Annotated in this window: 25 protein-coding genes and 3 pseudogenes; 9 read left to right on the plus strand and 19 right to left on the minus strand. The window is 51.2% G+C overall.

All coding sequences use genetic code 11. The features are described 5' to 3' along the window. Positions 1 to 12 precede the first annotated feature (12 nt). The 3 genes from ACX9GU_RS14095 to ACX9GU_RS14105 form a co-directional block, all read right to left on the minus strand. A complete protein-coding gene (locus ACX9GU_RS14095) occupies positions 13 to 2,601 on the minus strand; it encodes a fimbria/pilus outer membrane usher protein (protein WP_473191947.1) in 2,589 nt (862 codons plus the stop codon). Positions 2,602 to 2,689: 88 nt separating this feature from the next. After that, positions 2,690 to 3,394, minus strand: coding sequence for a fimbria/pilus periplasmic chaperone (locus ACX9GU_RS14100; protein WP_473191948.1), 705 nt, complete (start codon positions 3,392 to 3,394; stop codon positions 2,690 to 2,692). Between the two features lie 73 nt (positions 3,395 to 3,467). Further along, complete coding sequence (locus ACX9GU_RS14105) at positions 3,468 to 3,986, minus strand: fimbrial protein (protein ID WP_473191949.1); 519 nt, start codon at positions 3,984 to 3,986, stop codon at positions 3,468 to 3,470. A gap of 446 nt (positions 3,987 to 4,432) precedes the next feature. Here ACX9GU_RS14105 and ACX9GU_RS14110 point away from each other — a divergent pair, with 446 nt between their 5' ends. The 6 genes and pseudogenes from ACX9GU_RS14110 to ACX9GU_RS14135 form a co-directional block, all read left to right on the plus strand. Then, complete coding sequence (locus ACX9GU_RS14110) at positions 4,433 to 4,570, plus strand: hypothetical protein (protein ID WP_473191950.1); 138 nt, start codon at positions 4,433 to 4,435, stop codon at positions 4,568 to 4,570. 371 nt (positions 4,571 to 4,941) lie between these two features. Beyond that, entirely contained in the window at positions 4,942 to 5,250 is a 309-nt protein-coding gene (locus ACX9GU_RS14115) for a transposase (protein ID WP_025384143.1), read from the plus strand. Between the two features lie 2 nt (positions 5,251 to 5,252). Further along, positions 5,253 to 6,089, plus strand: coding sequence for an IS3 family transposase (locus ACX9GU_RS14120; protein ID WP_024531423.1), 837 nt, complete (start codon positions 5,253 to 5,255; stop codon positions 6,087 to 6,089). Between the two features lie 102 nt (positions 6,090 to 6,191). Further along, complete coding sequence (tnpA, locus tag ACX9GU_RS14125; protein WP_473195186.1) at positions 6,192 to 6,836, plus strand: IS66-like element accessory protein TnpA; 645 nt, start codon at positions 6,192 to 6,194, stop codon at positions 6,834 to 6,836. After that, positions 6,833 to 7,179: pseudogene (gene tnpB, locus ACX9GU_RS14130) on the plus strand (IS66 family insertion sequence element accessory protein TnpB). Before tnpA ends, tnpB begins: the two are co-directional and overlap by 4 nt. A gap of 19 nt (positions 7,180 to 7,198) precedes the next feature. After that, a pseudogene (locus ACX9GU_RS14135) lies at positions 7,199 to 7,420 on the plus strand (IS66 family transposase); the annotation flags it as partial. Positions 7,421 to 7,625: 205 nt separating this feature from the next. Here ACX9GU_RS14135 and ACX9GU_RS14140 read toward each other — a convergent pair. The 13 genes and pseudogenes from ACX9GU_RS14140 to ACX9GU_RS14200 form a co-directional block, all read right to left on the minus strand. Then, positions 7,626 to 8,047, minus strand: a pseudogene (locus ACX9GU_RS14140) (IS6 family transposase); the annotation flags it as partial. Positions 8,048 to 8,155: 108 nt separating this feature from the next. After that, entirely contained in the window at positions 8,156 to 9,052 is an 897-nt protein-coding gene (locus tag ACX9GU_RS14145) for a hypothetical protein (RefSeq protein WP_473191951.1), read from the minus strand. Between the two features lie 103 nt (positions 9,053 to 9,155). Further along, on the minus strand, positions 9,156 to 10,043 hold the full coding sequence (locus tag ACX9GU_RS14150; RefSeq protein ID WP_473191952.1) for a reverse transcriptase domain-containing protein: 888 nt from the start codon (positions 10,041 to 10,043) through the stop codon (positions 9,156 to 9,158). A 76-nt stretch (positions 10,044 to 10,119) separates the two neighbouring features. Further along, on the minus strand, positions 10,120 to 10,653 hold the full coding sequence (locus ACX9GU_RS14155) for a fimbrial protein (RefSeq protein WP_473191953.1): 534 nt from the start codon (positions 10,651 to 10,653) through the stop codon (positions 10,120 to 10,122). A 15-nt stretch (positions 10,654 to 10,668) separates the two neighbouring features. Further along, positions 10,669 to 11,187, minus strand: a complete 519-nt coding sequence (locus tag ACX9GU_RS14160) for a fimbrial protein (RefSeq protein WP_473191954.1) — start codon at positions 11,185 to 11,187, stop codon at positions 10,669 to 10,671. Then, positions 11,184 to 11,681 (minus strand): fimbrial protein, encoded by a 498-nt coding sequence (locus tag ACX9GU_RS14165; RefSeq protein WP_473191955.1) that lies wholly within the window; start codon positions 11,679 to 11,681, stop codon positions 11,184 to 11,186. The genes ACX9GU_RS14160 and ACX9GU_RS14165 overlap by 4 nt, the downstream gene beginning before the upstream one ends. A 13-nt stretch (positions 11,682 to 11,694) precedes the next feature. Further along, on the minus strand, positions 11,695 to 12,192 hold the full coding sequence (locus tag ACX9GU_RS14170) for a fimbrial protein (RefSeq protein WP_473191956.1): 498 nt from the start codon (positions 12,190 to 12,192) through the stop codon (positions 11,695 to 11,697). 11 nt (positions 12,193 to 12,203) lie between these two features. Continuing rightward, entirely contained in the window at positions 12,204 to 12,716 is a 513-nt protein-coding gene (locus tag ACX9GU_RS14175) for a fimbrial protein (protein WP_473191957.1), read from the minus strand. Between the two features lie 8 nt (positions 12,717 to 12,724). Next, positions 12,725 to 13,306 carry a fimbrial protein gene (locus ACX9GU_RS14180; protein WP_254612003.1) on the minus strand — a complete coding sequence of 194 codons (582 nt, stop codon included), beginning with the start codon at positions 13,304 to 13,306 and terminating at the stop codon, positions 12,725 to 12,727. 47 nt (positions 13,307 to 13,353) lie between these two features. Next, a complete protein-coding gene (locus ACX9GU_RS14185; RefSeq protein ID WP_437343662.1) occupies positions 13,354 to 14,139 on the minus strand; it encodes a fimbria/pilus periplasmic chaperone in 786 nt (261 codons plus the stop codon). 113 nt (positions 14,140 to 14,252) lie between these two features. Beyond that, positions 14,253 to 16,769, minus strand: coding sequence for an outer membrane usher protein (locus ACX9GU_RS14190; RefSeq protein ID WP_473191958.1), 2,517 nt, complete (start codon positions 16,767 to 16,769; stop codon positions 14,253 to 14,255). A gap of 85 nt (positions 16,770 to 16,854) precedes the next feature. Further along, positions 16,855 to 17,382, minus strand: a complete 528-nt coding sequence (locus ACX9GU_RS14195) for a fimbrial protein (protein ID WP_473191959.1) — start codon at positions 17,380 to 17,382, stop codon at positions 16,855 to 16,857. A 65-nt stretch (positions 17,383 to 17,447) separates the two neighbouring features. After that, on the minus strand, positions 17,448 to 17,981 hold the full coding sequence (locus ACX9GU_RS14200; RefSeq protein WP_473191960.1) for a fimbrial protein: 534 nt from the start codon (positions 17,979 to 17,981) through the stop codon (positions 17,448 to 17,450). Positions 17,982 to 18,496: 515 nt separating this feature from the next. Between ACX9GU_RS14200 and ACX9GU_RS14205 the strand changes: the two genes are divergently transcribed. Together ACX9GU_RS14205 and ACX9GU_RS14210 are read left to right on the plus strand one after the other, a co-directional pair. Beyond that, positions 18,497 to 18,811: a FaeA/PapI family transcriptional regulator gene (locus tag ACX9GU_RS14205; RefSeq protein WP_473191961.1), complete on the plus strand. Its 315-nt coding sequence runs from the start codon at positions 18,497 to 18,499 to the stop codon at positions 18,809 to 18,811. A gap of 59 nt (positions 18,812 to 18,870) precedes the next feature. Further along, a complete protein-coding gene (locus tag ACX9GU_RS14210) occupies positions 18,871 to 19,413 on the plus strand; it encodes a response regulator transcription factor (protein ID WP_473191962.1) in 543 nt (180 codons plus the stop codon). A 361-nt stretch (positions 19,414 to 19,774) separates the two neighbouring features. Here the strand turns inward: ACX9GU_RS14210 and ACX9GU_RS14215 are convergent. After that, a protein-coding gene (locus ACX9GU_RS14215) for an IS5 family transposase (protein ID WP_473191963.1) occupies positions 19,775 to 20,616 on the minus strand; the annotation gives its coding sequence in 2 pieces (ribosomal slippage) (positions 19,775 to 20,274 and positions 20,274 to 20,616; 843 coding nt in all). A 23-nt stretch (positions 20,617 to 20,639) separates the two neighbouring features. Here ACX9GU_RS14215 and ACX9GU_RS14220 point away from each other — a divergent pair. After that, positions 20,640 to 20,861: a GyrI-like domain-containing protein gene (locus ACX9GU_RS14220; RefSeq protein ID WP_473191964.1), complete on the plus strand. Its 222-nt coding sequence runs from the start codon at positions 20,640 to 20,642 to the stop codon at positions 20,859 to 20,861. 143 nt (positions 20,862 to 21,004) lie between these two features. Here ACX9GU_RS14220 and ACX9GU_RS14225 read toward each other — a convergent pair whose 3' ends face one another. Beyond that, positions 21,005 to 22,783, minus strand: coding sequence for a glycosyl hydrolase family 28 protein (locus tag ACX9GU_RS14225; protein WP_473191965.1), 1,779 nt, complete (start codon positions 22,781 to 22,783; stop codon positions 21,005 to 21,007). Positions 22,784 to 23,227: 444 nt separating this feature from the next. Continuing rightward, a complete protein-coding gene (locus tag ACX9GU_RS14230) occupies positions 23,228 to 24,226 on the minus strand; it encodes an NADPH:quinone reductase (RefSeq protein WP_473191966.1) in 999 nt (332 codons plus the stop codon). Positions 24,227 to 24,338 lie beyond the last annotated feature (112 nt).

The following is a 24,338-nucleotide window of genomic DNA, read 5'->3' on the forward strand; positions in this document are numbered from 1 at the left end:
CTGTGTGCTGGGTTAGCGGCAGACCACAGAGGCTTTGGCCAAGGGGGCTGTGTGCAGTTCATTCTGCAGGCGGTATTCCCCCGTGCATTGCTGGTTCACTCCGTTGCCCCATTTTGCTTTCACCTGCCCTTTTTCCTGCATACCGGATAAGAACACCTGGCCAGCATCCCCCACAATCCCGCTGTTATCGCCGGATGAGACTACGGCACCAAACGGTAGCGGTTTGCCCAGGTAAATCACCGACAGCAGCACCCGGTACCCACGCCGCAGCGCAAACTCAGCACGTGATACCGCCCCTTTGGTTGGCACGACACGAGCGACATTGCTGTCGGCTTCTGTACGTTCATCCAGTGTGTCAACATCCAGTGCAACCCGGTTTTCACGGTACCCGATGGCATAAGGTTGGATGGCGTACCCCCGCCAGTCCGTCTGTACACCCGGCTGGTTCTGGATCCCCACACCCGGTACACCGGAAGCAGAAAGCAGGACATTGGTATCGCCGAGCGGCTGCCCCAACGTTACCCCACCGCGGTGTATGATGGCTCCGCCGGACAGGCCATAACTGGCCTGTTGATAATCACTACTGTAACTGTAGCCCACATTCGCGTTACCCGACCCACCGCGATAGAACATGCTGGCATTTCCTGTATTCCCCTGAGAGCGGGCATAGCCTTGCGAGAGGTTCCAATCCAGGTTATTGCCTTCCAGCAGTGAACCACTCAGGCCAGCCTGCTGGCTCAGGTTACCGTGGCCATCGCTGCTGCCATTGAACGTGGCGTACATCGATCTGCGGTTTTTATCTGGTGAGAACAACCGATCCAGCGGTACCGACAGGGACAGGTTGACGCTATGATCGGTATAAGACGCATCGCGATCATTACTCTGCCGGGTATAGCCGTAGTTCATCGAGTAGTTCACCGGCCCCAGCATGCTGCTGAAGCCCGCCTGCAGAGAGTTATTACTGCGATCGGTATTCCAGTAGGTTTGTCTGACACCGGTCAGATACAGTGACCCGGCATCGCCCAGTCGTTGCGAAATATTGGCTTCGAAACGGGCACGGCGGGTATTATTCAAATTGTAATAGTCAGCGTAATTGTCCGCGACAGGCTTGCCGTCGCTATCCAACCCGTCATAGTCATACAGGCGGCCTTTCATGCTCTTAAGCGCCGTTTCATCCAGCGTATGAAAACCTTTGGTTGAATAGCGGTAGCCCGTCAGGCGAAATGTGGTGCCTGTCGGGTTAAATGCATGGGCGTACAGAAAGCGCATCGACTGCCCACGGTGTTTGCTGTCGTCGGGTAGCGTGCTGTTAGCATGGGTAATATCCGCAGACAATGCCCCAAACTCGCCCAGGTTCACCCCAGCGCCAAACTGGGCGGCCAGGTATTTTTGCGTGAACTGCGTCCCCCCGTAGGTGGTCACGTTATGCGGTAACCCCCACAGCACAGTACCTTGGGCAAACCCAGGGTTATCGTAACGCTCGCTGTTGCTCCGGTAATGGCCCGCCGTGAGGCTGTATTTGACCCGGCCTTCTCGCTGCAACATCGGCACCGAGGCATAAGGGACCGTAAACACCTGCACCCTGCCAGACGCATTACGTACCGTGACTTCAAGGTCACCACTGGAATAGACCGGTGTCAGATCGGTGATCTCAAAGGGCCCCGGTGCCACCGTGGTCTTGTAGATGCTGTAGCCATTCTGGTTAATGGTGACTTCGGCATTACTTTCAGCCACCCCACGGATCAGCGGGGCGAACCCTCGCTGAGTATCGGGATACATGTTGTCATCCGTCGATAATTGCATCCCCCGGAAACCGATAGAATCAAAAATATCACTGCCGGTCGTCCCTTCCCCCATCACCAGATTACTGCGCAGGGGAATAACCGTACGCTCAACATAGGTGTTGATCCGTTGCCACTGTTGGTGATGGCCATATTGGGTGTCATAGTAATTCCAGCTTCGCTGGTCACGTAAACGCCAGGGCCCCAGATTCAGCCCCCCGTTCAGGTTAAGAAAATAGCTGTTGCTGTCATAGTTGCTGGCAAAACGGTTGTTGCCGCTGAACGTGTAATTAAGCAGCGCCGCATTAATGCCCTCATCCCATTGTTCTGGTTCTACATACCCCCGACTGGTGTTACGCATGGCCGCCTGGGGAATGCTGATATCCAGTCTCATCTTCTGGAAATTAAACGCCGTAAAAGCATGTGGAATATATTTCCCCGGAGAAACACAGGTATATTCGTTCATGGCCATCAGTGCCGGATAAAGCGCTACCTTGACGCCGGCATCATTCAGTTCCTTGCGCGTCAGACAGGCAATCAAGCCTGTTTTATCCCGCACATCATCACGCACGTTAATGTCAGCCTCATCAACGGCTGAAAATCGGATTTTTTTAGGGGCAATCAGTTTTTGGTTAAGATAAACATCAACCAGATACTCACCTTCGGGTTGGCGGCCGCCCGCCTGGTTCTGAAAACGGGATAAATCCGCGACTGCCTCTCCCTCTGTTGAGATGAGCCCTGGGGGGAAGTACATCTCGGCATACGCCATTGGAAAAAGTAGATTGGCCACGATCAGAGTCAGCGGTGTTTTTCTCATCATCTTTTTACACCCGGTAAAGTACATTCTTCCCCCACCGCATGAGCAGTGTGGAAATAAATAAGTTAATATTTTCTAAAAAGTTAGAAAATCAATGCGGGTCGATAGTCTTTTGCGACGAAATAGCACCGTAGTCATTGATTGTACTGTAAGCTAAGGTGCGCGCACTCCCTTTAGGCAGGGTCACCGTCTCATGGCTGAAAGGGGCCACCATAACGTCTTTGAGCTTTTTATTGCCGCTGCTCACCTTAACCAAAGTAATATAATAGGGCGACGGGTTGTTTATTTTAATTTGATCGCCGCTGCGACTGAATGTCAACATGGATGACGCTTTATCCACATCGCCCGCCAAGCCTGCAGGGCGAACAAATATTTTAATTCGGGTGACAGCTGCGAGGATCAACGTATTACTGCCCTCAGTTTTTTCTTTATCAATGGAAGGCACAGCCTTGGCATTAAAATAATACAGCGTCTCGCGGTCTGCGGGTAATGTTGGCCCTACGTACATCAAACGCAGGACATTCTCATCCCCGGCATTGCTGACAAACAGAGGGGGAGTTATCACAAAGTCGTTGGATCTTTTGCCGCTCGCATTCTCGGCCCAGGATTGGACCAAAAAACCGGACTGTTGCGAGGTGTTGCGAACCGACAGGCTGATTTGTTTCTGGCCTGCAGGATAAACCAGGCGTGTCCCGCCCAGCACAATACCGCCATCAGCTAATGCGGATAACGATAGCAGGCAGGTTGCCAATAATAGCAGCGCTGCCACGGGTTTTTGCAATAAAGTAAAAAGCATGGGGATACCTTAGAAATAGCCATTTACCGCTGATCCCCCCAGGCCGGAGATGTAACCCGGGGGGAAAGAGCGATTACTCGTAATTCAGGGTGAAGCTGGCAGTGGCATTAGCCTGACCCGCAGTCACATCAGCAGCCAGTGCCACATAACGCGCAGCAAAACTCAGGGAGTTACTGCCTTCTTCCAGTTCTTGCGCCACGGAAGCGGCAGAACCGTCCAGGTTCAGCGGCGTACCGTTTTGCAGGATCTGCAGGCCAACACCTTCAGCCCCACCGGTCACATTCAGCGCATTGTCAGCTGCGGTATCGCCGCTGAAAGTGACTGTTGCCGCAGTGGCATTGTCCAGGCTGCAATCGGTCAGGTTGATGGTGAATTCTTTAGCCATGCTAGTGCCGCCAGCACCACCGAAACCATTGGCAGAAACAGAACCCAGGTTAACAACCTGATTTTTAGAAGCAGTAGCCAGTGCGCAAGTAGACTCTACGATTTCACCGTTGAAGATCACGGTGCTGGTTTCCCCTTCAATGGCGAAAGCAGAAGAAGACAACATCAGAAAGGCAGGAACGATAGCGGTTACGAATTTAACTTTCATTTAAACTTCCTTTATTTACGAATAAACCCACAACGCATAATGGGTAATTTACAAAAGAGATACTGATGGCGAATTTCATGTAGTCTACATAAGCCAGAGTGCTTAATAGTCACTCCTCCTGCAATCAGTGAGCGCATTGTAGTCGTGACTGTGGCGGTGGTATATGGGATTGAGATTAACTTTTTGAAGTCCATGGATTACATTCGTAAAAACCCATTGCCGCGTCAATCTGATTCTCGGCAATTATAAATACCAGCATCAGAGATAAATTGAGGAAAGCTTGCCAAAAAGGAAACTTCATTTATATCAAGAAAAAATTACAATACCATAAAGTCATCAACAATAAAGGAATGACGATGTTTTAAAACCCACAGTGAGTAATTTTCGCTTTTACGTTGTTCTGCCGCACCTGAAACTGGGGGGACCCAAGTAGTGAAAATTCAGGGGTGACCGCACCGGCCAACAACAGTGACAGCAAAGATCTGGCTCGTTACCTCCGTCTGTTTTACCTGGAACCGGGGCTGAAGTTCGACTTCACCGCTTACCCTGCCACCAAAGAAGGGGACGTTTTTTCTACCGGATAGGTGCCGTCATTTTACTGTGCACGTAAGTGAAATGCTGCGATCCGGGGATGGCTGACCAGCAAAGGGATGTTTGACGTAAACGAGTTTCGCTTTGTAGAGAGCTAGCCCCTCACCCCAACCCTTATGTCTTGATCTTCTCCGCCTTAGCGGAGAAGATCCCCGACTGATCATCGGGAGATAGTTGGTGAGCTCCTCCTAACCCTAGTGCCTATGAGCCCGTGGGAGAGATTGTGCCCCAACTGTCTATTTCCCTGTCGCCTTGTAGACCGAACGGTATCCTGTGCCTATGAGCACCCACATATAAGGTGTAATGGTCTAATGATCCCGGACACTTTGTTAGAGATATAATAAGCAGCACTAACGAGGTGAGAATGCGCAGAAAAACGTTTACCCATGAGTTCAAACAGGAATGTGTCAATCTGGTCCTTCAGCACAACTACCCGGTGACACAAGCTGCTGAAACAATGAATATTGGTCTTTCCACATTGCAGCGCTGGCTACGCCAGTATCGCGGAGAAGTACGGGGCGAGACGCCAGCAGCCAGTGCCATTACACCTGAACAACGGCGAATACAGGAACTTGAAAAGCAGGTACGTCAGCTACAGAGCGACAATGACCTGTTAAAAAAAGCTTCGGCCTTCTTCGCCATGGAAATGAACAACGACAAAAAGTCGCGGTAAAGCTGAAGAAGGCTGGTGCAAATATCCAGCAGGTATGTCGCTGCCTGTCGCTTACGCGCAGCGTATTTTACGCACGGAGCAGGCGGCCAGCGCTCAAAGCCGATGTTCTTATGCTTCACGCAGCGGCTAAACATGTTCATGCTGAAATGGATGCGACGTACGGCAGTAGGCGTATGTGTATTGAGTTGCGTGAACAGGGTTTTAACGTAGGCCGATACCGCGTCCGTCAGGTAATGAAAGCCCTGTTGCTGGTTGCGAAGCGTCCCGGACGTCACCGCTATCCCCGTGGTGGAAAACCGGCTGTAGTGGCAGATAACCTACTGAATCGGCAATTTAATCCAGAGACATTGAATACCTGGTGGTCAGGTGATATCACCTATCTTCGCACGGCTCAGGGCTGGTTGTATCTGGCTATTGTCATGGACTTATGTTCAAGAAAAATAGTGAGCTGGGCCTTCTCAGACAAACCGGACAGCGCGCTGACTACGCGGGCATTACGGCTGGCGATCAATAAACGACGGCCAACAGGTCCAGTCGTGTTCCATAGCGATCAAGGGGCGCAATATACCAGTACTCAGTTCCAATCCTGCCAGCAGGAACTTGCTGTGACGGGCAGCATGAGCCGTAAGGGTAACTGCCTGGATAATGCGGTTACGGAGAGGTTTTTCCGCAGTCTGAAAGCAGAGAGAGTTAACTATCGTCGCTATGAAACCCGAAGTCAGGGTATTGCAGACGTTATCGATTATATCGACAGTTTTTATAATCTGAAGCGGCGGCATTACCGGCTGGGAAACATCTCGCCTGATGAATACGAACGACGACTACAACAATGTGCCTAAATCGGTGTCCGGTTTTACGTAAGCGGCTCATTTAGACCGTCTGTCGATATCTCTCCGGTTCAGGGAAAATAATGTCCATCATTCATAATGGACATTATCGCTGTGAAATACCGGACCTTACTCCTTGATGCACTGCACTTACATCTTGATGTGCACATCCCCATAGCCGAAGTCGGCCGTCGGCTTGGCATCCCCAAAAGCACCCTCTACGATCTCTTTGTTCGCTTCAGAAAACAGGGGATTGGCTGGCCGTTGCCTGATGCCATGACTTCCGCAAAGCTCGAAGCCCTACTTTATCCTGCGCGTACCACAACGGTCAGGTCTGGGGCATCTGTCCCCCCTGGGCCTGTTTCGCCGGAAGAACCCGTTGTGCGCAAACGGCCTCGCAGGCCAAACTTTCCACGTGATTTTAAGATCACCCTGGCAGAAAAGTCGCTTCAGGCTGGTGCCAATGTGGCGCAACTGGCGCGTGAACACGGTATCAACGACAACCTGTTGTTCAACTGGCGTAACCTTTACATACGTGGGCTTCTGCGCCCACAGGGTGATGGCCCATTACTCCTGCCCGTCACACTGACTGAACCCAATACAGCGGCTGAACAACCAACACCGGCTATATCACCACCTTCAGTCGGAGAACTCTGCTGCGAGCTGGAGCTTCCCTCTGGAATACTGCGTATCCGCGGGAATCTGACCCCCGAGCTTCTGCACATGCTGATCAGTGAAATGAAGGCCGGTGCACAATGAGCATGTTGCCAGCGGGAACACGTATCTGGATCGTTGCCGGGGTCACCGATATGCGCAACGGGTTCAACGGTCTGGCATCTAAAGTGCAGAATACGCTAAAAGATAATCCGTTCTCCGGGCAGGTTTTTATCTTCCGCGGCCGCCGAGGTGACATGATTAAAGTCCTGTGGGCTGATACTGACGGCCTGTGCCTGTTCATCAAACGGCTGGAACGTGGGCGCTTCGTCTGGCCAGTGACCCGTGACGGAAAAGTTCATCTGACACCCGCCCAGTTATCCATGCTGCTGGAAGGCATAAACTGGAAGCACCCGCTGCGGTGGAACGGCCTGGCCTACGGATATAACCTGCTGTAAAGTAGGAATATGGCTCGTTCACTCGTCGACGAAAATGCCCGAATTAGGGCACTGCTGGACGCTCAGCAGCAAAGCCTTCGCCAGATGGCGGAGTATAACCGGCTGCTCTCACAGCGGGTGGCGGCTTATGCCAGCGAAATAAACCGGCTGAAAGCCCTGGTCGTCAAACTGCAACGTATGCAGTTCGGCAAAAGCTCTGAAAAACTGCGCCAGAAAACGGAACGTCAGGTGTCAACCCGCCGAAATTTGCTTTTGCGCCCGTTTCCGAGAAGTACAGAGAACGGAAACGCCGATCGCCCAATCGGGAAAGGAGATCGTGCCAACGTCTACCACCCCATCAAGGGGGACGTCGCGCTACTATTCATGGCCAGTCGCCCTCAAAAAGAAACGATCCAATCTCCTAACCATGAACTGAAGTATTAAGTATTGGCGCCACTTTATCGATTGTTACAACCTCGGGTTCTCCGTGATGACGAATGGCCTTTCGAAAGAAGCGCAACGCGGCTGCAGCGTCCCGTATGGCGGTCAGCAGAAAGTCTATGGTCTGGTCGTCGGTATCCACTGCGCGGTACAGATACTTCCACTGACCTTTGATTTTGATGTAGGCTTCATCCATTCGCCACCTCCGTCCTACTGTGCGCTTATGTCGGCGAAAAGCCTTATCCAGTAACGGCACCATGCGGATAACCCTGCGATGCGTGAGAAATGGTCAACGGCAATCCGCGCTCCTCCATCACGACCTCCAGTTTACGCAGGCTCAGGGCATAAGCCCGGTACCAGCGATGGCAGAGTGACAACACCGACGGGATAAAGCAGCCGCTGTACGGCATACGGATCAAAGGAATGGTCCGGTAACATCATAAAGAACATCATTTTATCCGACAATCCCTTAATGCGACAGAGCCATCTGATCCTTCAACTCAGCAAAAGTTCGATTTATTCAACAAAGCCCCGACACAAACATAATTACAGCGCTTCGAGCACCAAAACCCCATTTGCATTAGTGACTCCAGGACCCGAAGCGGTCCCCGAGAGAGTGGCTTGTACTGGCAAAGTTCTGCTGGTTAATCCATTCAGCGCGATCCCAGAGGAGTTGGCAGGCAGTGGTGTCCCGTTTACAGATATTTGAGCAGAAACCCCGTTCCCAAATAATAATCGACCGTTTGACACGGTGCTACCTGTTAATCTCACATTGTAATCTTGCGCAGTCCCGGCAGTACACGTAATTGTTAAACTCTCATTCTGAGACATTCCCGTGGTGGAAACCGTGTTGGAAGTAAAGTTGAATGCGAGAGATTGATTCCCGAGAGAGCATGATGATCCTCCCATCCACGGAGGAGGATCAACAATCTCAACTGATGAAACAATCAGATCTCCCCAAACGATGCGATTTTGTCCGGCGTTACAGGAGACACGATATGATTCCGGAACAAAGGACGTCACGTTCGGATTCTGGTCGCTCGACGTAAGATTTATACGGTGGGCCCCACCCATTATTCTCGAACCGTTCGCAAACGTTGTATAATCTAAGATATCTGGCACATATCCGGGTTGCCCCAGCCGGTTGTATACGTCGCTACAATACCCGAACGCCAATTCAGAAGAATTGTCTTGATACACAGAACGGTTATTCACGGGTTTACCGGTAATAACAATTTCTCTCGGTGTTTTTTGTCCAGAAGAGGTTCCGCGCTGCAAAGACCCCGGCACGATAGTTTCCGCACGATGGTCGTCTGTTTCCAGTATATACGGATAGGCGTTAGAGACGTCTATATAGGTTGTCCCCCGTACCAAGCAAGGGTTCACAGAAAGGAGCGTCGCGACAATAGCAACTCCATGTTTCATGATGGTTTCTTCGCTCATATTTTAGTTTCAACCCTCACGAGGAACACACCGCTGTTAATTGCTCTCGCTGCTCATAAAGCCAAAGGTTGATTGATTTAAATGTCCACCAAATGCCAACGCGTTAAATCGCTAGCATCGATGATGTCTGTACTTTTACCACTGTCGATGTGCTCATTACGCACTCAGCATCATCCGTAAGCCACCGTCCCAACCAGCTGAATCCCTTCGCTATCCGCCCAATCTGCGTCTTGCCCGAGTGCTTCTCAAAACCGTCACCCGCGAGATACCCGTTCAGTTGGGCAATGGCACGCTTCAACGGCCAACGCGTGGGCGACAACAACAAAAAGTCGTCCATATAGCGCTCGTACATCACATGCGGGAACTGACTCATAGCCTGATCGAGGTGATAAAGATAACTGCCCCCTATCACTGGGCTCAATAAGCAGGCCCGGGATATGCCTGACGTCGGCGTAAAAAACTCCCCGCCCGATTCCACACTGTAATGCACATATTGGGTCAGTAAATCCCGATGGACCGGCTGGTCTATATGGGTAAATAACCACGCCAGCAACCGTTCCTTCGAGAAATGCGCGTAATACCCCCGAATATCCGTGCGAAATACGAACCGATAATCACCCGAGAATAAAGCCGAACGCACTTTCGCCAACGAACCCGATACCCCGCCATGCCCCCGCAAGTGTCGACACGCGGGATGCCTGGGTAGACGTGTCATGACGCACAGTGTCAACCATTTCAACACCAGCGCGTCAGTGGCCGACCACATCACCAGGGACCCGTGTTGCGTGTCGATGCGCTGCATCGGTGTAAAGCGATATTGCCCGCTTGTCACTGCCTGCCATAACGGCATATCCAGCGTCTGCCAATGAAACCGCAGGTGCCAGATATCGGCATTCGCGGGCGCATGGCGGCGTTGATGAACAAGCCAACGATAGGCCTGATCCCACGCCAGTCTCTCGATAACAGGGTGATGCTGATGTTTACTCATCATCCTCCCTGCCTCGACCCACATCGCAATACGTTCAGTGACCGGACTCAACAGGCTGTCGAACGCAGGTTTACCAGCGCTATTCATATTCCAGCGTAAAGGTCGCCGTGGCCGCAAAGGCCCCCCGCCCGAGGGTCTTGGTCCGTAACGCCAGCGGCTCGCCCTGCACAAACGCCTTCAGGTTCAGCGCATTGTTGCTGCCTGCCTGTAGCTGCTGAGTGTAGTTGCCGGTATTGATCGCCAGCAGCTCACCCGCACTGTTCTCCAGCCCGATGGCGGCGCCTTTCGCCGTGCTGCCACTGTCAAACGCCAGGTACCCCGGCAGCGCCGTGCTGGCCGTGCCGCTAAAGGTGACTTTCACTTCACGCCCCAGCGCCAAGTCACAGTTGATCAGCCGGATGGCAAACGGCTGGCTGTGGGTACGGGTATTCAGGTACAGGTATTTATCAATCACCGTACCAAAATCCAGCTCCACCGCCTCATCGCCCGGGTAAATTTCACAGGCATCCTCAATCAGCGTACCGTCAAAATTCACCGTGTCGGCCATGCTGGGGGCTACCAGCCCGGCCAGCAGCAGCGACAGCGCACATCTATAGCTTTGAATTGCTGTCATTACAGCCCTCTCTGTTTACTGAAACGCAATGGTCAGCGTGCCGGTGGCGGTAAAATCATCGCCCACCAGGTCGGTGCCCGCCCGTTTGACCGGCACGGCAGACAGGATCGGCGGCGTACCCACGTCGATCGCAAACGCCTTATTCAACTCCAGCGGCTGACCATTTTTCTGGATCTGGATCCCCAGCTTGCCGGTATTGAGCGGCGTTATCGTACGCAGGGTGGCGTTGTCAAAACCCGTCCCTGCCAGGGTACCGCCAAAGGTCAGCGTGACATCCCACGGCTGGCTCATGTCACCCAGGCAATTCAGCTGGTAGGGGACGTCCTTCTTAAACGCCGTCCCATCCACCTTGCGCACCCCGACCTTGCCAAAAGACACTTTGATCGGGTCTTGTTGCCCCAATTGGCACACCGGGGGAATAATCAACGTGCCGTCAATCTGCCAGTTGGCCTGAGCGGCCGGGCTGAGCAACACACCCGCCAGTACGCTCACACTCAGCGTCTGCTTGCCCCAATTGCGTAGACTGTTCGTCATTGATAATCCACCTTGAGTGTCGCCAACGCGCTGAAATACCCACCGTCCGTATCACGGTAACTGGCCGCCGTATCCTTGACCGGGGCCACTTCCAGCGTCGGCAACGCGGTGTAACTCATATTCAACGGCTGATTAATCGCCTGCCGGGTATTGTTGACGTAAAACGCCACCCCCAATTTGCCATTGCTGGTTTTCAATGCCCCGCTGCTGGTGAACGTGGTGGCATCGCCCTGCAGGGTCATTCTCAGGCCATTTTTCGCCAGATTGGTGCAGGTCAGGCTCAATGGCACCGGTCGCTTGTAATTGCTGCCATCGATACGCGTCAGCAAGATATCGCCAAAATGCACGCTTTGCTGCCCACCATTGTTCAAAATACATTCCGGCGGTGTCACCACCAACGTGCCGGACAAGGTCGCGGCCAGCGGGGCAGCGACTGCCTGGTTACCCCACAACATCAACAGGGCCAGGCCGCCGAGATAATAGGTTGTCTTCATCCGTTGCCCCGCCTTATTGGTATTCAACCTGCATGGTCAGGGTGCCGGTAAAGTTGCCCCCGTCGGTTAATACGGTACCCGTCGGTTTGACCGGCACGGCATACAGCACCGGCGGCGTACCGTTGGTGAAATTTATCACCGCATTGTTATTGAGCCGGGTGGTGTTTTGGTAAATCGCCAGACCGAAATTGGTCCGGTTGGTTTGCACCGCACTGCCTCCGCCAAGCGTCACGTTGTTCCAGCTCAGCGTCATTTTCAGCGCATTGCTGTAGACGTTGGTGCACGATAAACCATAGGTGATCTGCGTCCGTTTATAGTTGACGCCATCAATCAGCGTTTCATGCACGTCACCGAACGGGATATCCGTGATGCTATTGCCATTGACCGTACACTCCGGCGGCGTGACGATCAGCGTGCCGCTCAACGTGATAGTCAAAGGCGCAGCCACCGCCGGCCCCAGGCAACAGCCCAACAGCACCAGTCCTTTGAGAGATGTTACTAACGACATCATTAACTCCTGTTTTACTGATAATCCAGCGTGAGCGTCATGGTTCCGCTGAAGTTGCCGCCGTCCGTCAGCATCACGCCGCTCGGTTTCACCGGCACGGCATACAGCACCGGAGGACTGCCGTTGGTAAAGTTGAGTGACGCGTTATTACTCAGCCGCGTGCTGTCCCGGTAAATCGCAATTCCCAGGTTGCTGCGGTTGGTCTGGATAGCAGCCCCGCCGCCCAGGGTGGCGTTAGTCCAGCCCAGCGTCATTTTCAGCGAAGGGTTCGCCACGCTGGTACAGACCAGGCCATAGTCAACCAGCGTCTTTTTATAGTTGCCGTCGATCAACCCCTGCTGCACATCACCAAAGCTGACATTCATCGCCGTACCGCCCTGAATGGTGCACTGTGGTGGCGTGATAATGGTCAGCGTCAAATTGAGGTTCGCCGTATCGGCCTGGGCCTGCGGCAGGGTAACGCCCAATACCGCCATCAACAGGCATAGCGCTCCGCCCTGGCGTAGGGAACTCACTGGTAAACGCATGGCCGCTCCTAGTCGTAACTCAGTTGAAACTGGATTTGCGCCTGATAAGCACCCGCACTCAGGCCGGCGGAAGTCCGTACCGGCGTAATGTAATAGGTCAACTGGTTTTGCCCCGGTGACACCAGCGTCGGTGCGCTGTATACCCCCGGCGTAATGGCAACGTTGCGCTGATCGCTCATCAGCAACCCCAGCCCTTTGGCACCGGAGACCGCCATCAACTGCGGATTTTCTGCCGCTGTCGGGGCCAGAAAACGGATCTTCATCGCTGGCATATCCGGGCTCCACAGCAGATCGCCCAGCTTATTGCGGTTACGGCTCTCACCACCGAGGCAATCTTCCAACCGCAACTGAACCGCCACGGGTGTGCCCTGCTTGCCCACATGCTGTAGCATCCCCGTACCGACGTTACCCATATCCACCGTCTGCCAGGCAGAGGACATATCCAGGCGGCAGGCGCTTTCGGTTAACGCACCCTGCACCTGCAACACGCCGTGTGCACCGTCCACATCCCAGTTATCCACCTTGTCTAACTCGGTGGCCTGTGCCAAAGAGGAGAGTAAAATCAGCCCCACCGCATATTTACCGTTCATGTTCATCCCTGTGTTGCCCTGGAAGTTCGATTATCTTGGCTGCGACATCACTTCTTCGCAGGCACGACCTTGCACTCGTTGCCCTGACAGTTGAAGGCCAGGTTCGGGCGGCCACCGTAGTCATTGATATAGGTCAAGACCGGGCTGTTCCCCAATGCACTGGCGCTCACGCCCAGCGGCTGGCTGCTTTTCGGCGCGATCATGAACGGCTCAAAACCGGCCACCGTTTTGCCGTCTTTCTTCGGCAAGGCATCCACCAGGATGACGTTATACGGCGTCGGGTTAGTGACCTTATACTGGTCCCCTTCCTTGGTTAAAGTCAGCTTCTCCTGCCACGGGTTATCCATCTGCTCCCGGGTGGGCACAATCGCGTCTGGGCGATAAAACAGCTTGATACGGGTTTGCAGCGCAATTTGTAAGGTGTTCGGCTTGTCGCTTTTTGGCGGTATCTCTCTGAGGTTAAAATAGAACACCGATTCCCGATCCTTGGGCAGAGTAGCCACATCCGGCAGCACCTGGATTTTCACCTGGCTTTTAGCACCGGGCTCAATACGCTGTACGGGCGGTAATACGGTAAAGGGAGAGGTGATTTTTTCCCCTTTTTCATTTTCAATCCACCCTTGCGCCAAATAAGGCAGTTGCTTATTTTCGTTGCTGACATTCAGGCTGATGGACTTTTCACCGCCGGAAATAATCGCACGGGTACGGTCAAGCGCAATGGCAGCCTGCGCAGCGCTGAGGCTGGTGAGACTCAATACCCCGGCAACCAGCACCGTGGACAGCGTGTTATAAAACCCCAAACGCGTGGGCAAGGTTGATTTCATGTTTTTCATTACGGCAATATCTCTTCAATATAAAACGCCTGCTCAGCATGCAGAGCATAATAAGCAGACGTTGATGCATGATTTCCTAATAACCTGAACAACGGGTTATCTATTTGACTCAATTATTTACAAGGCAATAACAGGTTCGCCATCAAGTCCTGTTTGTCTGATAACGAGGCGGGCAATATCACCTCACACTGGGTTTTGCTATCCCAATTGACCGACAATTTTTCTCCGGGGTTTAACCCGGACAAATACGCATTGCCGCCATCATTGACGATACCCACCTGTTGTTTACGCGGGTTCATCACCGTCGCACCGAAAGGCGGATAACTGTTATCTGCCAAACGAATGATCGCCATTGCCTTGCTACCGGCCACCACGTCGAACGTCCGGTAGCCAATCGCACCTTCTGTCAACGTGCCTTGCTTGACGGACTGCGCCACTTCCGCATTGTCTGGCAGCGCATTCAGGTCCACGCTGACCATGCCACGGTAGTAGCTGTTGACGTCCGTGAGCACCGCCTGTCCCCAACGGTTGGTGCGAACAATGGCACCATTACCGCGCAGCGGAATATCGCCCACGCCGTCCGTATCGACCAGAATGCGCGTGCCGCCCATCTGGTTACCCCGGTGGATCGCCGCCCCTTGCGCGGTGGCGGTCGCCCCGCCCTGCATGGAGAAGCCAGCAGCAGTGTAACGATCCTGCTGATAGGTGGCGTTGGCGTTAACCTGCGCCAGATCTCCCTGACGGGAATAAAACCCACTCACCAGGCCACCGGAACGTCCCCAGCCACTGCTCACCTGATAGTTACTGCGTTCGTCTATCCGGTCGTAATAGCTGACGCGCTGGTTGTTTTGATCGCCGCTCCAGTCGCTGTTGGCGCTAAGTGTGCCGCTGTTGCCCCACGGTAACGACAGCGATACATACATTCCATCGTCGTTGCTACCACTGAACCGGTTACGATACGCAGTCAGGTTGACACTGACGTTCTTCACCCGGCCCACGTCAAAATACCGCGCCAGCGAGACGCTATAGCGATCGTTATCCGGCTGATTCCAATACGTTTGATGATAGTAGTTCACATACGCACTGAGCCCGAGATCGGTAAATTGCTGGTTATAAGAGACGGTATACATCTCTTTGCTGTTGTATTGCCGCGTCCCGGTGGTTATCGCATCCAGGTACTCGGACATGCTCATAAAGCCTTCTTGCGAGAAACGATACCCGGCGAAGGAGACCTGGCTGTTATAAGCATCAAAGCGTTTGGAATAGCTCAGGCGATACGAGTTTCCGCTGTAACTTTTCCCGCTTTCGGTCACCCCTGCCACGCCTGGCAAATGCGCAACGGAACGCGTCACGTCAAACGACATCGCGCCGAACATCAGCAAATCACGCCCGACACCCAGTGCCGACGCGAGATAGTTTTGCTCCGCGACCCCGCCCCCGTACAGCGACCAGCCGTTGCTGACGCCCCAGGAGAACTCGCCGCTGGCAAACAGGTCGCCATTGACATGATGACGCCAGTCGCTTGGGCGCCCGGTGGCCAGCTTGTAACGTACCATGCCGGGGCGCGTCAGGTAAGGAACGCTGGCCGTGCTCACGGTAAAGGACTGCGTAGAGCCGTCCTGCTCCTTGACCTGAACATCCAAATCACCAGCCAGCGCATCACTCAAGTCCTGAATACGGAAAGGACCGGCCGCCACCTGGGTCTGGTAAATCACCCGGCCTTGCTGGCTGATAATGACGGTGGCATTACTTCTGGCCACGCCGGTCACCTCTGGCGCATAACCGCGTAAATTCGGCGGAAGCATATTGGTATCGCTGATCAGGCTCATGCCGGTGAAGCGGAAACTGTCAAAGATATCGGACGCTAAATAGTCTTCCCCCATCGTCAGCTTGCTGTTCAGCGACTTGATCGCGCGATAGGCATAGAATCGCGACCAGGTAAACTCGTTGGTCGCCCCCGCACCAGAGCGTTTGTCCTGGCGCATTTGCCAGTCGCCCCGCAAGCGCCATGCGGATACGTTCGCCCCGGCCACCCCGTTGCCTCCAGCGGTATAGCTGGTACCGGCACCGTTCCTTTTCTGCTGGCTGACCTGCGCGTTCATGTTGTAGTCCAACAGCAACCCCGGGATCCCTTCTTCCCAGCGGGACGGCGGATCCCAGTTTTCTGCGCTGTATTCCAGATAGGCCTGCGGGATGTTGATATACACCGCAGACTGACCCAAATCCGCCTTCACCTCCGTGCCCGGCAAACTGCCCAGCGTCAAACACTGATCCTGATGCCACCAGGTGAGCGAAGACAGCTGCGCTTTTTTCAGCCCCAGCTGATTGAGCAATGCCGGGCTCAAACACGCCAAGCTACTTTTCGGGTTGGCGGGGTCGGCATAAAAAAATACGGTCTGCTCAGGCAGCGTCTGTTTATTCACATAGACCGTAAAACTGTATTCCCCCGGCATCAGATGACCCGGCCGCGAAAACTGGCTCAGGTCAATATTTGCCTTGTCATTTAAATCAAGAATATCGGTATTGAATTCCAGATCTGCTGCCTGGGCATTGCCAATAAGAGAAAGACCAATCAGCACTCTCAATACGCTCAAGCGAATATGAGCAGGTAAACGGATATGAATGTTCATGTTTTCCGGCTTTTCTCGTTGTATCCATACGGGAGTGAATACTTCACCCCGAGGCAAAAAGGTAAACTAACCCATTAAGCGCGGGTTATTCATAATCCAGTTTAAAAGCGAGCTGACTGTTATATTGACCTGCCGCCAAGGGTTGCTGGTTGGCAACCAGACGCAGCTGGTAAATTAAATCGCGAGTCCCTGGTGTTAGCTGCTGTGGTGACATGGCACTGCCGGGGACGGATAACTCATTATCCTGATTACGTATTTCTAACCCGATACCTTTTGCCTGTCCACTCACATTAAATAATCCCCGCTCGTGCGGGCCATCAAAAGTAATGCGGAAATATTGCCAATCCGGCCTGTTGCCATGTTGTTTTTCTAATGAGCAGTTAACCAGACGGATAGTAAAAGGACGGGCGGCACCTTGCCCATCCCGTAATATGTGGCTGATTGACAGGCTACCCATATCAATCGTTTGGTCACGACTCCCAAGATCAATGGCGCACGCCGTTTCAACGATGCTCCCACGTACTTTAAAGGTCACCGCTGCACTGGCTGAAAAGGACAACGTCATCCATGCCAAGCCCACCACGAGCCCTAGCCATATTGATTTGCGAGCCATATTAACCTCTTAAATCCCTTTAAAAACCTGGCAGCCGCAGTCACGTCCGCCAGGTATACGTCGACTTACAGGTAAGACAGGGTAAAGTCTGCTACTGAACTGAATTCACCCACGGTGATAGTGTCGATTTTGCCACCATTACCCACCAGATAAGCAGAGAAACGCAGGGTGTTGTTACCGTCCTGGATCTGCTGGGCTGGCGTTGCCGTGCCCAGGGTCATCACGTTGCCGGAACCGTTGGTGATCTGTACGCCAGCACCCGCACCAGTCCCCACGATACCCAGGGTTTTCTTCGAAGGGTCAAAAGAGGCTGCTGCGCCGCTGAAGGTCAGTTGCACACCGCTGGTGACGTTAGAGACATCGCAGTTTTCCAGAGCGATATCGAAAACACGAGGCGTTGATTTACCGCCCTCTACCAGCGCTACATTAGAGATTTGGCCCAATTCAACGGTCTGGTCAATGCTATCTGGGGAGATAGAACATGGCGCGTCAATGATAGAACCTTTAAAGGTGACTTTACCGTGACCCTGGTCAGCAGCAAAAGCAGAACCCGCCATCAGAGTTGCGCCAACAAACAATGCAATCGCTTTTACGTTCATGAAATCCGTTCCTATGATTTAACTACAATAAATAAAATATTAGATGGGCAATGAAAGACACAATCTGACTTTATCAGTGCCGACTTAATGCTTAAATGAAACTTACTGTTATGAATTCAGCAGTCAACAACAACCTGACCGCTAAAAACGACAGCAACAATCCTATACAACTTGGTTAATCTAGCGGCTTCATCGCCTCCATTTGCCGAGGAAATTATTGTCGTTAATGATTTTTTTTAAAAGCACTTTTAACAGTAAAACTACATTTCACAATAAAAGTCTGCAACAACTAATTTAAATTTAACTTTACGATCTTAAAAACCATATCCAAAAAACAAGCAGGATATAATTCCGCAAGAATGCGCCTATGCGATCTGTTTGACTGATAAAAAGCGATTTGATAGTGTATAAAAACAATAAGATTGTTATATGAGCAGTGAATCCAAGAAGCCGTAGCAACATTTTGTGCACCAGAGAGCAGCGCAATCTGGCTAAGGCTGGCTAAGGAGATGGACATGCAAAAAGGAACTTACACCATGACAGATTATAGAAAGAGTGCGGATGAACTTCATCGTGTGCAGGCGGCACTACAGGTTTTAAGCTACCCCAACACCGCTTGCAACCAGGAACTGTGGCCCAAGACTCGACATATTGCAGAATTATGCAATCTCAATATTTATATCGCACGTTATTACTTAACAAAGTTGGTTAAAGATAAAAAGGCATATGTAACATCCCATTCGATAAACAACAGCCTACGTTGGTATATTGCAGACCACACTTTAATTTCTGATGAGAGTTCTTCAGGAAATCTGACTATATTCCCCTAAAATACAGGAGGGGTTAATACGTCCTGACATTCAAAAAACCATACTCTGCGGAATATAAAATGAAGCATCCAATTACTATTGCTCTGCATGACAGCAATTTGTTCTTTTTACAAGGCTTACAGTATATCTTTAAGATGTATTTTCATGACAAAGGTATGGAGGCGGTTTTTGCCCCTGAAACTCAGGGAGCGGATCTGCTGGTAAACAGTTGCTCCGTATCAAAGCCATGTGGGCCTACTCAACTAAAATTAACACTCATGCAAAAAAATCTCTTTGGGGAAAATTATTATCATCAAAGATCGATTGGTCATTTTGCAAAGCCTGAGAGTATCTTCCTTCTGTTGGATGAATTGTTTAACACCTCGGATGCTGAATCGATATCAAAAAACATCCTAAATGAAAGTACCTGCATCAGAATAACCCGCCGGGAGAAAGAGGTTCTGCGGGAACTTGTTACGGAGTTACCGACGGTCCGTATTGCCAAAAAACTGCAGATCAGCATCAAAACCGTCAGTGCACATAAACATTCAGCAATGCGTAAATTGGGTTTCAGAAACAGTCAGGAACTCTATATCTGGCTGCTTAAGCTAAAAAGGTTTTAAATAGGCACTTTTATCTTTTGGGGACGAACAGGCACACCGGTGGGCTCCTTGCCGTCTGAATATACCATCCACGTATTGGATTAATACGTGGATGGTCAATATGTTTGATATTTGTTGTGGTAATAATCACGATGGCGGCACTACTTCAGATCAAAGAATGCATAATCTGTATTATCTCAGGCCTGATCTGCCAGTTGCCATCGGCTAAAGCAGTTGGGGTATCCACAGTCAGGCTGTTAACCACAGCTGTGGCTGTATTGACGGTGAAATCTACAGTAAGGGATTTACCGGTATCATTCATATTGACAACCGATTTGGCGGTCACCGTTACCAGCCCCACCTCGGTGCTAGGCTGTGTCCCTCAATTACATATTCGTTGTAAAAACAGCCGGATACAGCCCAATTGAACCATCGACAGGTAGTTCCTTGCCGTTTTTTCATAACGTGTCGCTATGCGGCGGTTTTCTTTCAGTTGGCCAAAGCTTCTTTCTACAACATTGCGCTTACGATAAGTCTCTTTATCAAATCGGGTTCGTCCATCTGTACTGGCCCTTTCATTCGACTTATGCGGAATGACGGCCTTGATACCACTCAGTTTTAAGTCACTACGCAATGCCTTGTTTGAATAGGCTTTATCAGCGAGAACGGCCTTGCCTCTGCGCTTCATAAACCCATTTTTTCTCAGAACGCCAATGCCATCTAAAAGCCGTAGCGCAAACTGACTTTCATGAGCTTGACCCGCACTCAGCACGATATTTAAAGGGAACCCGTTTCCGTCTGTTGCCAGATGGATTTTGGTGCCATAACCGCCTCGTGAGCGACCCAGGCCATGCTCACGGGTGATATCGGGATGTTTTTTTGGGCACCGGCAGCACAACGCATTGCATGAATATTGCTGCCATCCAGAGAGATAGCAGACCAGTCGAGCAACTTATGCTCATCAAGAATGGAAAGTAACTTATTGAATATAGAGTTAATGATGCCTTTTTTTGCCCACCGGTTGAAACGGTTGTAGACGGTTTTCCATGACCCATAGCGTTCGGGTAAATCACGCCAGGGAGCCCCAGAGCACAGCACCCAAAACATGCCATTGATGACTTTACGGTGTTCAATATAGGGATGCCCAGGGCGCTGAGAGCGTTCTGGAGGTAATAATGGCAGGATGAGTGCCCATGCAGCATCAGGAAAATCGTAGCGAGCCATAGTGATAACTGTCTGAAAATTAGGTGGTTAGCATACCATTTTTAATTGAGGGACACAGCCTAGTTTTCCAAGGGCCGTATGTTGGACTGCATGATGCGTATAAATGGTTGTTCGAGACGTGGTTGCTGGAGTCTGGGCGTACAATGGGAAATGCCCCTCCTTACGAGGTCTATCTCAACGATCCTTCCAGCACTTCACCACCTGACCTATTAACTGAAATCCGCGTACCACTTGCCGAGGCTTGACAGAGTTACAAACATTCAATGTCGTCAACAAAGTAACTTTGCGTACCAGCAGTACACAAAGATCTGGCTATCTGCCTCGTCATTGTTTGATAACAGGCAGGGAAACCCCTGCCTTAGCCCTCATTAAAACCTCCTGAAATTCATTACGGTGCTATAGGCTGACCATCGACGGTCACATTTCTGATCGCATTGAAATGCCAAGGTGTATCTCCACGTAATTGGCTAAAAGTCACGTGGTCAAACTGGCTGTCTTCTAAATCGCTGATGGCAGTTGGGGGCACATTATTGAAATGCACATTGTTGAAGCGAATCTGCCGGTGCCAGGCATTCTTGTCACTATTCCCTTTGATTTCGATTGCTGGCTTATCCCCCAACGTTCCCTGTACCGTGACGTTCTGCACCAGGAAATTATAAAATTGAGCCGGTTTTTTCGCCGCAGGGTAATCAATCTTGGCGTTAGGATCCGAATAATTCAACGTCAGGATCACCGGCTGGCGGAGAATATCCTTCATGGCATTATTGCGGAATGTGATGTTACGAGCACCACCGCCGATATCCGTGGTGCTCTTGGCGCGTAAACCTACATCGGTAAGGTAGATGACATTATTTTCGGCCAGAATATCCTCAATCCAGGCCCCAGTGTGGCTGCCCGTCACCACAGCGCCATGCCCACGGCGCAGATAGTTGTTGAATAACCAAGCCCCTTTCATTGAAGGTTGCTCACGCGCTTTTTCCCCGGTTCCTGCCGCGAAGTTAATACAGTCATCACCCGTATCAAAGAAGTTATTCATGACTATCACATTCTGGCTGTTACCAAACTCAATGCCATCGCCATTGTTAGCATCAAAGGTTTGATGGATCAGGTTATTGGCCGTCACATTGTGATTCTCCAACAGCATAATGCCGTGGAAAGCCGGATTGCGTGCGGTGAAATCGGCCAGATACACATTCTCCACGCCACGCAATGTCACCAGGCTAGATCGGCGCTGCCCATAAGCGACTTGTAGCGGCACGCCTTCGGCCACCGCTTTGGCGACCTGATGCTTAGCCAAGATGCCATCTTTATGGACTTCACTGTTTCTACTGGAAATATACTGTGGCAGACGGTTTCCCACCTCATCGACAATCTCTGCGGTTTTCTGGCGTAACCAGCCATTGCCGTCAATCACTCCTGGCCCAACAATGCGTATATTGCGGAAAGTTCCCGGCTCTACGTGTTCTGAATCGATGGCATTAAGCAGAGAGGCTGGCCGCATTTCGGTAGAATAGCTATACAACCGGTAAGCTGGCGGATAATCTGCCAGGTCATCAGAACCCAGCAAGGTAGAACCCGCTTGCAGGTTGAGTGTCATATCACTTTTCAACCACAGCGCCCCGGTTTTATAAACTCCCTCAGGAACATCAAGCCGGCAGCCAGGTTGGCAAGCATCAATCGCCCGTTGAATCGCTTTAGTATTTAGCGTGGTGCTATCCCCTTTAGCGCCAAAATCCGCGATATTGACCACGGTCGGTAACGGGGTGGTTTTTACCGTAACGCTTTGACTCGCGTCTGATAGCGTACCATCGGCATAGAGCGCTTTAACGGTAAATGAATACTGACTCTCGGGCTTTAAATCCGTTACTTTGAAATTCTGGATCACAATCCGCTGCGAAAAATTATCTTTGTCATTCGCATAAAAATGATTGATGTAAGGCTTGGCAGGTGAAAACCGATCGTTGTTTTCACTGGCTTTACCCAACAGTTTCCCTTCTGAATAAACCAGATAGTCAGCGATATCTCCGGTATCTTCTGGCGCTTTCCACACCAACATCAGGCTACTGTCGTCAGCGGACAGGGCTGGAGAATGCAATTGCTGCGGTGCTTGTTTATTCAGGGGAGCGGCAGATACCTGCGGAGTGGTTGCAATCAAACTGGTTGCCATACACAGAAACATAGTCTTAATCGTTATAGAGGAAGGAGAGAGCTGTATTCTCATGGGGATCCCTTATCACTGGAAGAACAGTCAAGGTTGCTGTACCCAAGAATCGCAAGTTGCGGGCAAACAACAGCTGAACGGCAAACCGCCCCGCTTGCTCAGTTTAGATAGCGTCTATAGCGACTAGAGCAAGGCAAACAAAACCCGCAGATTGAAAGGCTAATAGGTATACAGCGCATTGAATACTAAACCTTTTACTGTTAGATTTAAATAAAAGAAACATAGTTTCATTAAAATAGACATCGTGGTTTATTGATTTGTGACAGGTATCAAAAATGGATCACATAGCATGAGTCCCCTGATCGCCAAAAACCCAGTGACTGACACAATCCATGAGAACCCGAGGGAAGTTCTATTGTTTGAAATTCCAATTTTTCCGAAGATGAATCTTCAACACGGTTCCAAACTGAGCAGCACTTTGCCGATAGTACTCCCCAACTCCAGTGCCTCATGAGCAGTGGCAATATCAGCAAGAGGAAATGTAAGTGCGATTTTAGGTGCGTATGCCCCCATTTTCAGACAGGCTGTTATGTCACGAATGGCTTCAATTCGTGCTTCTTCTGGCATCGTATAGACAAATACGAATCGAAACACAAAACCTTCAAACATCGTTTTTAGAAAAGGAATATTGAGTTGGGTCGATGGGTCATCGGTGGCATAAGCGCTGATGACACCTGATTTTCTCAGGCAAGCGACATCCGTATTAAAATTACTGGCTAAATCCACATCGACAATTCGATCTGCACCTACGCCATCGGTTACTTGTCTAACCCGCTCAGCTACGTCTTCAGTACATCTGTTAACTATAATATCAGCACCAAGTCTACTAACTACGGCTTCTTGCTCTGGGCGACTCACCGTGGTTATAACTCTCGCTCCTGCCCATTTGCTAAGAAGGATAGCTGCTGAGCCTACGGCTCCGGCACCTCCCTGAATCAGTATCCATTTCCCACGAATATCTCCATCAGCAAACAAGCAACGATGGGCGGTCATTGCTGGGATACCGAGGCAAGCACCGGTTTCAAAAGAGACATTTTTTGGTAATGCGACGGCATTCAGTGAAGGGATCACGACATATTGCGCTGCGGTACCAAATGCACGGCCAGACTGAGCCTCGTAAACCCACACTCTCTGCCCTATTCGGTCTGTCGAGATCCCAATACCGACCCTATCAATCACACCGGAACCATCTTGGTGCGGAATGATCTGTGGGAACTTCGGTACTGACCCGGCAAAACCAGTACGAGACTTGATGTCTGTAGGGTTGAGTCCAGAGAACACGGTGCGAACACGCACTTCGCCCGGTCCAGGGAAAGGATCGGGAAAATCACTGACTACATGTAGTACATTGCGCGCACTACCGCATTTTTCGTAAAAGGCTGCTCTCATCTCATTCTCTCCAGGGATTAAATTTGATTACTCATCAAAAAGCCATGTCATAATCAAGCCAAGAGTATAAAATCGCAAGTAGGCACACATTTGATACATAGGTTTACTTTTT

The sequence above is a fragment of the Serratia sp. K1WW1 genome (assembly GCF_055790865.1).